Origin of the sequence: Tardiphaga sp. 862_B3_N4_1 (genome assembly GCF_051811085.1) — a bacterium.
In the GTDB taxonomy this organism is placed as follows: domain Bacteria; phylum Pseudomonadota; class Alphaproteobacteria; order Rhizobiales; family Xanthobacteraceae; genus Tardiphaga; species Tardiphaga robiniae.
In genome coordinates, this window is the sequence record NZ_JBPWQB010000001.1 from 2,395,256 (window position 1) to 2,407,287 (window position 12,032).

At 61.6% G+C, this 12,032-nt stretch carries 13 protein-coding genes; 6 read left to right on the plus strand and 7 right to left on the minus strand.

Annotation, left to right across the window (positions count from 1 at the left end):
• Window positions 1-52: 52 nt before the first annotated feature.
• On the minus strand, window positions 53-373 hold the full coding sequence (locus tag AB8B02_RS11315; RefSeq protein ID WP_439063946.1) for a hypothetical protein: 321 nt from the start codon (window positions 371-373) through the stop codon (window positions 53-55).
• 339 nt (window positions 374-712) lie between these two features.
• Here AB8B02_RS11315 and AB8B02_RS11320 point away from each other — a divergent pair, with 339 nt between their 5' ends.
• The 3 genes from AB8B02_RS11320 (at window position 713) to AB8B02_RS11330 (ending at window position 3,969) form a co-directional block, all read left to right on the plus strand.
• On the plus strand, window positions 713-2,452 hold the full coding sequence (locus AB8B02_RS11320) for a PHA/PHB synthase family protein (RefSeq protein ID WP_439064627.1): 1,740 nt from the start codon (window positions 713-715) through the stop codon (window positions 2,450-2,452).
• 146 nt (window positions 2,453-2,598) lie between these two features.
• Window positions 2,599-3,000: an MAPEG family protein gene (locus tag AB8B02_RS11325; RefSeq protein ID WP_089264168.1), complete on the plus strand. Its 402-nt coding sequence runs from the start codon at window positions 2,599-2,601 to the stop codon at window positions 2,998-3,000.
• 27 nt (window positions 3,001-3,027) lie between these two features.
• Window positions 3,028-3,969 (plus strand): glutaminase, encoded by a 942-nt coding sequence (locus AB8B02_RS11330; protein WP_175368928.1) that lies wholly within the window; start codon window positions 3,028-3,030, stop codon window positions 3,967-3,969.
• 109 nt (window positions 3,970-4,078) lie between these two features.
• Here the strand turns inward: AB8B02_RS11330 and AB8B02_RS11335 are convergent, their stop codons facing one another.
• Entirely contained in the window at window positions 4,079-4,279 is a 201-nt protein-coding gene (locus tag AB8B02_RS11335) for a DUF2735 domain-containing protein (RefSeq protein WP_093758441.1), read from the minus strand.
• A gap of 502 nt (window positions 4,280-4,781) precedes the next feature.
• Here AB8B02_RS11335 and AB8B02_RS11340 point away from each other — a divergent pair.
• Together AB8B02_RS11340 and AB8B02_RS11345 are read left to right on the plus strand one after the other, a co-directional pair.
• A complete protein-coding gene (locus AB8B02_RS11340) occupies window positions 4,782-5,816 on the plus strand; it encodes a glutamine synthetase beta-grasp domain-containing protein (protein WP_089264165.1) in 1,035 nt (344 codons plus the stop codon).
• A 196-nt stretch (window positions 5,817-6,012) separates the two neighbouring features.
• Entirely contained in the window at window positions 6,013-6,477 is a 465-nt protein-coding gene (locus AB8B02_RS11345; RefSeq protein WP_439063947.1) for a carboxymuconolactone decarboxylase family protein, read from the plus strand.
• A 103-nt stretch (window positions 6,478-6,580) separates the two neighbouring features.
• Here the strand turns inward: AB8B02_RS11345 and argC are convergent, their stop codons facing one another.
• From argC to AB8B02_RS11370, 5 genes are all read right to left on the minus strand, one after another.
• On the minus strand, window positions 6,581-7,639 hold the full coding sequence (gene argC / locus AB8B02_RS11350; RefSeq protein WP_439063948.1) for an N-acetyl-gamma-glutamyl-phosphate reductase: 1,059 nt from the start codon (window positions 7,637-7,639) through the stop codon (window positions 6,581-6,583).
• Window positions 7,636-8,322 carry an FMN-binding negative transcriptional regulator gene (locus AB8B02_RS11355; protein WP_089264163.1) on the minus strand — a complete coding sequence of 229 codons (687 nt, stop codon included), beginning with the start codon at window positions 8,320-8,322 and terminating at the stop codon, window positions 7,636-7,638. Before AB8B02_RS11355 ends, argC begins: the two co-directional genes overlap by 4 nt.
• Window positions 8,323-8,554: 232 nt before the next feature.
• A complete protein-coding gene (locus AB8B02_RS11360; protein ID WP_439063949.1) occupies window positions 8,555-9,544 on the minus strand; it encodes an MBL fold metallo-hydrolase in 990 nt (329 codons plus the stop codon).
• 146 nt (window positions 9,545-9,690) lie between these two features.
• Entirely contained in the window at window positions 9,691-10,680 is a 990-nt protein-coding gene (locus AB8B02_RS11365; RefSeq protein WP_089264161.1) for an MBL fold metallo-hydrolase, read from the minus strand.
• Between the two features lie 147 nt (window positions 10,681-10,827).
• On the minus strand, window positions 10,828-11,358 hold the full coding sequence (locus AB8B02_RS11370; RefSeq protein ID WP_089264160.1) for a DedA family protein: 531 nt from the start codon (window positions 11,356-11,358) through the stop codon (window positions 10,828-10,830).
• A gap of 274 nt (window positions 11,359-11,632) precedes the next feature.
• Between AB8B02_RS11370 and AB8B02_RS11375 the strand changes: the two genes are divergently transcribed.
• Window positions 11,633-12,013: a hypothetical protein gene (locus tag AB8B02_RS11375; protein ID WP_089264159.1), complete on the plus strand. Its 381-nt coding sequence runs from the start codon at window positions 11,633-11,635 to the stop codon at window positions 12,011-12,013.
• Window positions 12,014-12,032: the final 19 nt, after the last annotated feature.

Genomic DNA, 12,032 nt, shown 5'->3' on the forward strand with positions numbered 1-12,032 from the left:
TTTCTTTTTATCACGGAAGCCCGGTGACACCAGTCACGACGGGCAGTTTTGACTATTTGGCCGCCGGTTTGGCCGGCAGCACGACGGCCTGGCGATCGCGGGCGGCAGTCAGTTCGGCCTGCATCTTGGCCTGGTCCGCCGGCGCCATGGCGGTGCCTTCGCGGGTGGTCGGCAGGTCGTGAACCGGCAGATAGGTGCCCACCTCGGCCGGACGTGCCGGAGCGCCCGCCGGCGTCCCCACCATGGGCATGTCGGCAATCGACGAGGCGCAGCCGCCAAGCGGCAAGCCAAGGCCCAGCGCCAGCAGGGCGGCGGTTGCCACTGCCCGCGCGCTGCGACCGTCGATCACCCTGAATGTGCCTCTACGCGTCACGCCACAACCCTACATCGCATTAGAATCGATTTCATCCCCATTGCAGCGCACCATCCGATCAATCTGGTCACAAACGATTAACGCCGGGGGAACATGATGCAGGCTTGGATCTTCAATATGACCGAAGCAAGACGTTTGACGCGGTGCAGCACATCGAATCCTGCGGCAACCCGCGAACTGTGCCATCATCGATTTGCGTGGTGACGTACCGTTGCCCGACTGGAATGAAGCTGTTGTTGCGCCATGACCGAAGTTGCCGCCGAAGCCAAAGCTGCTGAAAACAAGACCTCGGGCGACAAGACCGACAAGCCGTTCAATCCCGAAGCTTTTGCGCTCAACATGGCCAAGGCGATGGAGAATGGCGGCAAGGCGCTGGCCGCCTATCTGCAGCCACGCCAGACTGGCGAGACCGTCGACAAGCCGCCGAACGAGCTGACCGAACTGATCAAGACATTCAGCATCGTCGCCAACTACTGGCTGTCCGACGACAAGCGCGCCGCCGAATTGCAGATGAAACTCGGCAAGGCCTATCTCGACCTCTGGGGCTCGGCGATGCGCCGGATGGTCGGCGAAACCAGCTCGCCCGCTATCGAGGCACCGCCGCGCGACAAGCGCTTCAGCGATCCCGAATGGAAATCGAACCAGTTCTTCGATTTCGTCATGCAGGCCTATCTGCTGACCACGCAATGGGCCCACGACCTCGTCAAGAATGCCGAGGGGCTCGATGCGCATACCCGCAAGAAAGCGGAGTTCTACGTCCAGCAGATCACCAATGCGATGGCGCCGTCGAACTTCGTGCTGACCAATCCGGAAGTGCTGCGCGAGACGGTCGCGTCGAATGGCAGCAACCTGATGCGTGGCATGACCATGCTGGCCGAAGACATCGAGGCCGGCCGCGGCTCGATCCGCATTCGCCAGTCCGACCCGAAGAATCTCGAAGTCGGCGTCAACATGGCGACGACGCCGGGCAAAGTGATTTTCCAGAACGAGGTGATGCAGCTGATCCAGTATCAGCCGGCAACCGAGAACGTGCTGCGCACGCCGCTGCTGATCGTGCCGCCTTGGATCAACAAGTTTTACATCCTCGATCTCAAGCCCGAGAAATCCTTCATCAAGTGGGCCGTCGACCAGGGTGTCTCGGTGTTCGTGATCTCCTGGGTCAACCCCGACAAGCGGCTCGGCGCCAAGACCTTCGATGACTATATGAAGGAAGGCCCGCTGACCGCGATGGACGTGATCGAGCAGGTCACCGGCGAGATGACGGTCCACACCATCGGCTATTGCGTCGGCGGCACCCTGCTCGCCTCGACGCTGGCCTGGCTCGCCGAGAAGCGCCGCGTCCGCGTGGCCTCGGCGACGTTCCTGGCCGCGCAGGTCGACTTCACCCATGCCGGCGACCTCATGGTCTTCGTCGATGAGGATCAGATCTCGGCTCTGGAAAAGGACATGCAGGCGGCGGGTGTGCTGGAAGGCAGCAAGATGGCCATGGCCTTCAACATGCTGCGATCCAACGACCTGATCTGGTCCTACGTGGTCAACAACTACCTCAAGGGCAAGCCGCCTTCGGCCTTCGATTTGCTGCACTGGAATTCGGATGCGACGCGGATGCCGGCGGCGAACCATTCGTTCTATCTGCGCAACTGCTATCTCGAGAACAAGCTCTCGACCGGCAACATGATCCTCGACAACACCCGGCTTGATCTCTCGAAGGTCAAGGTGCCCGTCTACAATCTCGCCACCCGCGAGGACCACATCGCGCCGGCGCAATCGGTGCTGTACGGCTCGCAATTCTTCGGCGGCCCGGTGAAATACGTGTTGTCCGGCTCCGGCCATATCGCTGGCGTGGTCAATCCGCCAGCCTCCGGCAAGTACCAGTACTGGACCAACGATAACGCCCACGCCACCGATCTCGCCGACTGGATGAAGACCGCACAGGAACATGCTGGCTCATGGTGGCCGAACTGGCGGGAGTGGCTCTCCGGCATCGATGGTGAGGAAGTTCCTGCCCGCCATGTCGGCACAGACGCATTCCCCGCGCTGGAAGACGCCCCCGGCAGTTATGTGCGGGTGCGGGCGTAACGGCCCGCCTCTCCGCGCTTGCTTGGCGTCCTCACAGCAAACGTCTATGATTTCAGCCAGGACGCGTCGCATCCGCTTGCGGCGCGTGTGTTTTGCATGACCATCTCCGCGTTTTCCGCGGGAATTTCGACTGAAAGGATACCCGGATGACGCGCGAATTGTTCTGGCTGACGCTGACCGTGATTCTCACCGGCCTGCTCTGGGTGCCTTATATGCTGAACCGCATCATGGTCCGCGGTGTCACCGGCGTCATGGCCAACCCGACACGCACCGACAGGCCGCAGGCCGAATGGGCCAACCGGATGATGTTCGCCCATGACAACGCCGTCGAGAATCTCATCATCTTCGCGCCGCTGGTGCTGATCCTGAATGCCGCCGACGTTTCGACCCCGACTACTGTTCTGGCCTGCGCGGTCTATTTCTGGTCGCGCGTCGTGCATCTGATTGTCTATACGCTCGGCCTGCCGATTTTCCGCACGCTGGCCTTCGTGGTCGGCTTCATCGCCCAGGCGGTCCTCGCCATCGCGATCCTGCGGATTCCGTACTAACGCTTCTTCTCGCCAGATTGATCTGCAATGAACCACGCTGCCCCAAGTCTCGATCTCGTCGTCAAGGAAATTGCCGACGAGATGGCGCAGCGAACGGACCGCGGCGACGTCGCGAGCTATATTCCGGAACTGGCGGGTGTCGATCCCAACCAGTTCGGTCTTGTGGTCATCGATGCCGATGGCCACGTCGCAGCCGCCGGCGACGCCGATGTGCCGTTCTCGATCCAGAGCATCTCGAAAGTCTTCACGCTGACGCTGGCGCTCGGCATGGTCGGCGACCGGCTGTGGAAACATGTCGGCCGCGAGCCCTCGGGTAATCCGTTCAACTCCATCGTCCAGCTCGAACGCGAGCGCGGCGTGCCGCGCAATCCCTTCATCAATGCCGGCGCCATCGCCGTCACCGACGTCATCCTGTCCGGCCATCAGCCGCGCGAGGCGATCGGCGAAATCCTGCGCTTCATGCAGTTTCTGTCCGGCGACAGCTCCATCGTGATCGATGAAACCGTCGCCGCGTCCGAGAAGCGCACCGGCTTTCGTAACACCGCGCTCGCCAATTACATGAAGTCGTTCGGCGTCGTCGAAAATCCCGTCGACTTCACGCTCGGCGTCTATTTCCACCACTGCGCGATCGCGATGTCGTGCCGGCAGCTCGCGATGGCGACGCGCTATCTGGCTTATTCGGGCCGCAATCCATCGACCGGGCTCTCGGTGGTGTCGTCGGAGCGGGCGCGCCGTATCAACGCGCTGATGCTGATGTGCGGCCATTATGACGGTTCGGGTGAGTTCGCCTATCGCGTCGGCCTGCCAGGCAAGAGCGGCGTTGGCGGGGGCATTATCGCAGTCGCCCCCGGAAAGGCCTCGATCGCAGTCTGGGCGCCGGGTCTCGACAAGCACGGCAATTCGCATCTCGGCCGCATTGCGCTCGAAGCGCTCACGAAGCGGCTCGGCTGGTCGATCTTCGGCGTCTGACGCCAACCCGGTTTCCAGTCATGAAAAAGGGCTGAAACATCGCTGTTTCAGCCCTTGATCGTCGTCGATAAACCGCGCCCGGGTGAACCTTGCGTCCGGCCAAGCACCGTCAATGTTCGTAGGTCCGGTTGGCTTCCTGGATGGCAGCCTCGTGGTACCAGCTGTCATAGTCGGCCACGGTTTTCACGGTCGAGGCACGCAGGTCCAACGGCTTGCTGAGCCGTCCCCGCGGGCCGACCGATCCACGGCCACCAACCGGGAATTGGTAGATTTTAGCGGTATGGGGGTGATGCGTTTGAGACGTCGGCATCGCTTCTCTTCCTTCCTCTGATCTGTTTTTTCCTTTCGGATCATCATTGTAACAGAGGCGCCCTTCTTTTGTGCCGACTGCCTCGTAAGAAGCATCAAAATGGCTACAATATGCGCACTCGATAGACATGCGCTTTGGGCGCGCAGGTTTTGAAGCCGCCTACACAGCGCCTGACCTCTCAGTTGAGCGTCTGAAAGGCAGAAAAGTTCCGGTCAAAAATAGCCTGCAAGGGAATTGGGCAGCCGGTATTTTCGCGCGCGGCCGAATTCCTCTGAAAGATTTGCGAATCCGGACCGATTCCCGGCCTCCGATGCCCTCTCCAGACAGCGAATGACAGCCCCGTTGGGGACGCGCCGCGGTTTTCGTCACAAAAGCGTTGCGCCGCGACAAGTTGGCATACTACGTGCTTTATATGCAGCGCCGCTGGGGGCGGATTTTGCGTCCGCCCGCCGGCAAGCTCAGGGCTCACGCCCTACGCATCGCCAACTCATGAGAGACCCGCATGACAAAGTATAAGCTCGAGTATATTTGGCTCGACGGTTACACGCCGGTTCCGAACCTGCGTGGCAAGACGCAGATCAAGGAATTCGAAGATTTCCCGACCCTCGAACAGCTCCCGCTGTGGGGCTTCGACGGTTCGTCGACCATGCAGGCCGAAGGCCACAGCTCCGATTGCGTGCTGAAGCCGGTTGCGATCTATCCGGATGCGGCCCGTGAGAACGGCGCTCTGGTGATGTGCGAAGTCATGATGCCGGATGGCGTCACCCCGCACTCCACCAACAAGCGCGCTACCATTCTCGACGATGCCGGCGCCTGGTTCGGTTTCGAACAGGAATACTTCTTCTACGAGAACGGCCGTCCGCTCGGTTTCCCCGAGGATGGCTATCCCGCACCGCAGGGCCCCTACTACACCGGCGTCGGCTTCAAAAACGTCGGCTCAATTGCCCGCGAGATCGTCGAAGAACATCTCGACCTCTGCCTCGAAGCCGGCATCAACCACGAAGGCATCAACGCCGAAGTGGCGAAGGGCCAGTGGGAATTCCAGATCTTCGGCAAGGGCTCCAAGAAGGCCGCTGACGAAATGTGGATCGCGCGTTACCTGCTGCTCCGTCTGACGGAAAAGTATGGCATCGACATCGAATTCCACTGCAAGCCGCTCGGCGACACCGACTGGAACGGCTCGGGCATGCACGCCAACTTCTCGACCGAATATATGCGTACGGTCGGCGGCAAGGCTTACTTCGAAGCCCTGATGGCCCAATTCGACAAGAACCTGATGGACCATATCAACGTGTACGGCCCGGACAACGACAAGCGTCTGACCGGCAAGCACGAAACGGCTCCCTGGAACAAGTTCAGCTACGGCATCGCGGACCGCGGCGCCTCGATCCGCGTCCCGCACTCCTTCGTCAAGAATGAGTACAAGGGCTATCTGGAAGACCGTCGTCCGAACTCCCAGGGCGACCCCTACCAGATCGCTTCGCAGATCCTGAAGACCATCTCGGAAGTCCCGACCGCCAAGTCAGCTGCCGCGTAAGCGTCACTTACAGATCAAAAGCGAACGGCCCGAACGCAAGTTCGGGCCGTTTTGTTTGGCCCCTGCGTCCTTTCGCCGCCTTAGAGGATTGGACAAGAGATCGGCAGGATTGGTCTAACGCCGGCCGTGCGACATGCCCCAATGCTTGTCCGCTGTCGCAACATTCACGCGGCGAGAAAAACAGGGAGAAGCGATCATGTCATATCGAACGACCGCTTTCGTTGCGGCTTTCTGCGTGCTGGCATCCACGGCAAGCCTTCGCGCGGAGACGACGGAAGAACGCCTGCGACGCGGCGACGAGGTTGTTCGATCACTCAATGCCGGCAGCAGCCAGCCGCCCCTCGAAGACCTGCGCGCCGAATTTCCATTTCTCGCCGATGCGATCACGGGCTACGCACTCGGCGACGTCTGGGCCCGGCCGGTTCTCGACGCGCGCACGCGACAGCTAGCAGCCGTCGCCGCTTTCGCGGCGCTGGGGCATCGGCCGTTCATGAAGATCCATGCGAACTACGCGCTCAACGCCGGCGTGAAAGAGGAAGAGCTGAAGGAGATCGTCTATCTGACGACCGTCCATGCCGGTTTCCCGCGCGCCATTGAGGCGGCGCAGACACTGAGTGAACTGTTCAAGGAGCGCGCACCGAAGCCGGGAGCGGCTAAGTGACAAGAGCATAGAAAAAAGGCCCGAACGCAAATTCGGGCCTTTTCTGTTGTCTCTCGCTGTCGTCACCCGGCCTGCAATGCGGGCCAAGGTGTATGCGCGCTCTCTACGGGAACATCGCGGGCTGATCGATGCCCAGCGTCTCGGCAAAGCCAAGCACCAGATTCATGTTCTGCACCGCCTGCCCCGATGCGCCCTTGGTGAGGTTGTCCAAGGTCGAGACGATGATCGCACGGCCCGGGATACGGTCAGCGGCAACGCCGATGAAGGTCATGTTGGAGCCGCGCACATGCCGCGAATGCGGCGTCTTGCCGAATGGCAGGATGTGCACGAACGGCTCTTTCTCATACTGCTTCACCAGCACCTCGTGGAGATCCTGCGCCGTCTTGCCCCGCCGGCCACGCACATAAATGGTCGAGAGAATGCCGCGGTTCTGCGGCAAGAGATGCGGCGTGAAGCTGACAACAACCTCCTTGCCGGCAGCCTTGGAGAACTCCTGATCGAGCTCCGCCATGTGCCGGTGATGGCCGACACCATAGGCGTTGAAGCCTTCGGACACTTCGGAGAACAGCATCTCTTCCTTGGCCGAACGCCCTGCGCCCGTCATGCCGGACTTGGCATCGATCACGATCTCATCGGTCTCGATGGCGCGCGCCTTCAACAGCGGCACCAAAGGCAGGATCGCGCATGAGGTGTAGCAGCCGGGATTGGCGATGAGCCGCGCCTTCTTGATGTCGCGCCGATAGAGCTCGACGAGGCCGTAGACGGCTTCCTTCTGCAGCTCCAGCGCATGATGTTCGTGGCCATACCACTTCGCATAGGCGGCTGCGTCCTCGAGCCGGAAGTCGGCCGACAGATCCACCACCTTCGTCTCCGGCGCCTTGGCCAGCAAATCCTGCAGCACCTTCTGCGTGGTCGCATGCGGCAGCGCGCAGAACACCAGATCGAGGCCAATGGTCGTCCAGCCGACGGAGTCGATGCTTACGAGCGTCGGCAGTTCATAGGGTGCGAATTGCGGGAACACATCGCCCATCGCCTGCCCGGCGCGCCGGTCGGCCGTCAACAGCACGAGCTCGACCTTGGGATGGCGCAGCAGCAGCCGCACCAGTTCGGCTCCGGTGTAGCCGGACGCACCGAGAATGCCGATTTTCTTCTTCGTGCTCATCCCATAAATCCTTCGGCCTCAGCCATAGCAGTCAATTGTGTCGTCTCTTCCGCAAACAAATGCGGCCGCAATTTGCGCATCGCATTTGAAATCTCGAACGCGGCAGGCTCCGGCCGCAGCGCCAGTGCGCTCATGACAGCCAGATGATCGGCATCTGACTTGTGCTGGTTGAGCTTGGAGCTACCCTCCACCTCGTCCACTGTCATCACCACACCGACGATCGCCTTCTTCATCGCCTCAAGCCGCCCCGCCGCCATCTTATCGGAGGTCCAAGGCTTCTTCGGCGCCAGCCGTGTTTCGAACCTTGCGCTCAGCGCGTCAAGATGCGGGCCCAGTTCACCACCCGACAGGATGCGCACCGGTCCGGTGAGATGGACCGCCTGATAGAGCCAGGTCGGCACCTGATCGGGCGATACGTACCAGTCGGCCGACACATAGGCATCAGCGCCCAGGATGGCCATGGCCCATGGCGTCACGCCGTCTGCAAGCTTGAGCAGCGGATTTTGTCGCGCAAGGTGAAAGGCCAGACGCGGCGTGCCGTCATTGCCGTAGTCGAGGCAGAAAGGCACCGCGGAGGCGATCGGCTTCCTGCCATCGAAGGCGCAGACCGTGCCGAAGCCGCGCGCGTCCGCAAACGCAAGTGCGTCGGTCCGGTCGGTCTGAAATTTGGGCGGCGTATACATGACGGGCTCCTTCCTGAGTGAAGGCCGCCGGATGGGTCGCGCTGCTGTTTGGGAGAAAGACTGCCGCGGACCATATCCGGCGGCAGTGAGAGATCGAAACGCTTATGCGCGCATATCTCCACCTGCCGCAAGAATGCGGCGGCGGCGGGCGATTATGCTGGTCGCAAGGTTGATCATGGGCGCGGTCATAGGGCCGCGCCCGCGATCCGTCAAGATCACCAGAGCGCAGACCTCAGAGAACTGGGCTCCACGGTGCCGGCACGACGCGGTAGCCGTTGCCATCCTTCTCGACGAAACCGTTGGCCGGGAACGGATAGTGGAAGCCTTGCACCCGCATCCTGTCGGCGACCAGCATGTCATAGACCTTGCGGCGGGTGGTTTCGGCCTGCACCGGATCCTGGTCGAAATTCACGTGCCAGCCGGGATTGGCGGCGAATAGCGCCGGAAGGTTGGTGACGTCCGACTGGATGAAGACCTTGTCCGATCCGGACGACAGCACATAGGACGTGTGGCCCGGCGTGTGCCCAATCGAGGCGACAGCCAGCAGCCCGGGCGCGACGTCCTTGCCCCATTCATAGGGCGTAACCTTCTTCTTCAACCCGGCCTCGAACACCCGCCGATTGTTCTTGAACAGACCGGTCATGCGATCGCCGGTGGCAAGGCTCATCTCGCCGTCGTCCATCCAGAACTTCCACTCTACTGCCGGCACCAGCACTTCGGCATTGGGAAACGCCAGCACGCCGTCCGCCGTCAGCAGGCCGTTCACATGATCGCCATGGAAGTGCGAGATCACGACCATGTCGATCATCTTTGGATCGATCCCCGCCGCCATCATGTTGGTGGTGAACTGCCCGACATTGCCCTTGGTTGCCGCAAAGGCGCCGGGCCCGTTGCCGGTGTCGATCACCACCAGCTTGCCGCCGGTGTTGATCACCAACGGCGCATAGAAGTTGGTGATCTGATCTTTCGGCAGAAATGCCCTGGCGAGCACTGCATTGATATCATCGCGTTTGGCGTTGGAAATATAGGTATCGGCCAGCGGAAACGTCGCCGCACCATCGGAAATGGCGTTCACCTGGATATCGCCGACCTTGTAGCGATAGAAACTCGGCGCCTGCTTGTCGGCCGGCGGTGCGGATGCCTTTGCCGGGGCCGATGAAAGCAGTGGCGTCGCTGCGAGCGCGGCGGCACCCGCCAGTGCGTGTCGTCGTGACAGATCCATGAAGTCTTCTCCCCTTGCTTTGCATGGTCGCTGTTGGCGCGACTCCGGCGCAGAGACTGGCACGACGCACCGACGGAGGCGATGGGTGTTTACGAGGCCAGCCGGCCTGCACTGCAGCGCAGGCCGGGAAATTTGCCAGGCTTCGTTTAGATCACCGGGCTCCATGGGGCCGGCACCAGCCGATAACCGTTGCCATCCTTCTCGACGAAACCGTTGGCCGGGAATGGATAGTGGAAGCCCTGCACACGCATCTTCTCGGCCACCAGCATGTCATAGACCTTGCGGCGCGTGGTTTCCGCCTGCGCCGGGTCCTGGTCGAACATCAGATGCCAGCCGGGATTGGTGACGAACAGCGACGGATGGTTGGTGACGTCGGACTGAATGAACAGCTTGTCGCTGCCGGACGACAGCACGAACGAGGTGTGGCCAGGCGTATGGCCGACCGACTCCACGGCGAGCAGGCCTGGCGCGACGTCCTTGCCCCATTCATAGGGCGTGACCTTCTTCTTCAGCCCATCGTTGAAGAGCTTGCGGTTGCTGGCGAACAGACCCTTCATGCGGTCATTGGCGGCCTTGGCCATCTCGCCATCGTCGTTCCAGTACTTCCACTCCGCGGCCGGGACGAGGACTTCGGCATTCGGAAAAGCCGGCGTGCCATCGGCGGCCAGAAGCCCGTTCACGTGATCGCCGTGGAAATGCGAGATCACGACCATGTCGACGTTCTTGGCGTCGATACCAGCGGCGGCCATGTTGTTGGCGAACTGGCCGACATTGCCCTTGGTCGCCGCGAGGGCTCCGGGGCCGTTGCCCGTATCGATCACCACCAGCTTGCCGCCAGTGTTGATGACCAGCGGCGCAAAGTGAATGGTCATCTTGTCCTTCGGCAGGAAGGCCTTGTCGAGCGCGGCGTTGACCTCATCCTTCTTGGCGTTGAGCACGAAGGTGTCGGCCAGCGGAAAGGTGTTGGCGCCGTCGGAGATCGCGTTCACCTGCGCATCGCCGACCTTGTAGCGATAGAAGCTCGGCGCCTGCTTGTCGGCCGGCGGAGCAGAGGCTTTGGCAGAGCCTGCGGTGAGCAATGGAGATACGGCGAGCGCGGCGGCTCCGGCAAGGGCGTGACGACGTGACAGGTCCATGATGTTCTCCTGGGTGAAGCAGTGAGAGGCGGGGCTGGCGGAACCATCTACCAGCGTTCGATGACTTCTGCGAGTTGTCGCGGCATGCAGACACCGCGACATGTCAGCCCGTTCAACACCCGGACACGGCGGTTATTCCCCGCCGGACTACTTCAGCTTCCAGAGCCATTCGATAGCGACGGACAGGCCGTCGCCGAACAGCAGCAGGACGCCCGCCCAGATAAAGGCCGAGGTGAAGTTGGCAACTTGGAAACGCCAATACGGCATTTCGAAAATGCCGGCAGCCAGCGGCACCGAGGCCCGCAATGGGCCGAAGAAGCGGCCAATATAAATGCTGGGCACGCCCCATTTCTGGACGAAGGCTTCGCCGCGCGGAAGCAACTCAGGGAATTTGGACAGCGGCCATATCTGGGCGACCTGGTCCTTGTACTTGAAGCCGAACCAATAGGAGAGCCAGTCGCCGAGCGCCGCGCCGAGAGCGCCGGCAATCAACACCGGCCAGAAGCTGATCCCGCTCGCGCCGACAAGTGCGCCGATGGCCACCAGCGCGCCCCAGGCCGGCAGCAGCAGGGAGATGAAAGCGAGCGATTCCCCGAAGGCCAGTAGCAGGACGATCGGCGCCGCCCAGACCTGGTTCTGGCGCACGAATTCGATCAGCCCGTGCATCCAGCCTTCCATATGGAGAGTGTCCCTTTACGGCTCTGGCCCGGCCGGATTGGCCGCGAACCGCTTTAACCTTCAAACGCCCGCGACAGGTAATCCGGCGGCGCCGATCACATCAAGTCACAACATCTGAGGGCCGATAGCCGCGGTGCGGGTGCCCACCGGTAAATTTGAACCTTTTCCAGGCCTCTGCGTCCAAGGTCAGAGACCGGCTTACCCAATGGCAACTCTGTACCGCCGTTGGGCTGACCGCCCGGCTGTCAAAAATCAAGAACGCAAAGGACTGAAGATGATCGGATCGCTGATGATGTGCGTGAGTGCGCTGGTATTGCTGATCGGCATGGTCGCCGGCATCGCGATGGGCATACGCCAGGACTTCCTGCTGAGCCCCGCGCATGCGCATCTCAACCTCGTCGGCGGCGTGCTGCTGTTCCTGTTCGGGTTGTATTACCGCCTGATTCCCCTGGCCGGACGCTCGCTACTGGCCAAGGTCCAGGGCACGATGCACATCGTCGGCGGCATCATGTTCCCTGTCGGCATCGGCATCACCCTGCTCGCCAACCACGCCTATATGGCCATTCCGATCATCGGTTCACTGATCATGCTCGCGGCCATGGCCCTATTCGTTGTGATTGTGCTACGCACCGAGCGCTCTGGCACGGCCGCATGAGCCCCGAGGTCGCAGCCAC

Excerpts from the sequence above, each read along its gene's own strand:
- AB8B02_RS11320 (WP_439064627.1), top strand. The coding sequence starts at position 713 with ATGGCCAAGGCGATGGAGAATGGCGGCAAGGCGCTGGCCGCCTATCTG.
- AB8B02_RS11325 (WP_089264168.1), top strand. The coding sequence starts at position 2,599 with ATGACGCGCGAATTGTTCTGGCTGACGCTGACCGTGATTCTCACCGGC.
- AB8B02_RS11330 (WP_175368928.1), top strand. The coding sequence starts at position 3,028 with ATGAACCACGCTGCCCCAAGTCTCGATCTCGTCGTCAAGGAAATTGCC.
- AB8B02_RS11335 (WP_093758441.1), bottom strand. The coding sequence starts at position 4,279 with ATGCCGACGTCTCAAACGCATCACCCCCATACCGCTAAAATCTACCAA.
- AB8B02_RS11340 (WP_089264165.1), top strand. The coding sequence starts at position 4,782 with ATGACAAAGTATAAGCTCGAGTATATTTGGCTCGACGGTTACACGCCG.
- AB8B02_RS11345 (WP_439063947.1), top strand. The coding sequence starts at position 6,013 with ATGTCATATCGAACGACCGCTTTCGTTGCGGCTTTCTGCGTGCTGGCA.
- argC (WP_439063948.1), bottom strand. The coding sequence starts at position 7,639 with ATGAGCACGAAGAAGAAAATCGGCATTCTCGGTGCGTCCGGCTACACC.
- AB8B02_RS11355 (WP_089264163.1), bottom strand. The coding sequence starts at position 8,322 with ATGTATACGCCGCCCAAATTTCAGACCGACCGGACCGACGCACTTGCG.
- AB8B02_RS11360 (WP_439063949.1), bottom strand. The coding sequence starts at position 9,544 with ATGGATCTGTCACGACGACACGCACTGGCGGGTGCCGCCGCGCTCGCA.
- AB8B02_RS11365 (WP_089264161.1), bottom strand. The coding sequence starts at position 10,680 with ATGGACCTGTCACGTCGTCACGCCCTTGCCGGAGCCGCCGCGCTCGCC.
- AB8B02_RS11370 (WP_089264160.1), bottom strand. The coding sequence starts at position 11,358 with ATGGAAGGCTGGATGCACGGGCTGATCGAATTCGTGCGCCAGAACCAG.
- AB8B02_RS11375 (WP_089264159.1), top strand. The coding sequence starts at position 11,633 with ATGATCGGATCGCTGATGATGTGCGTGAGTGCGCTGGTATTGCTGATC.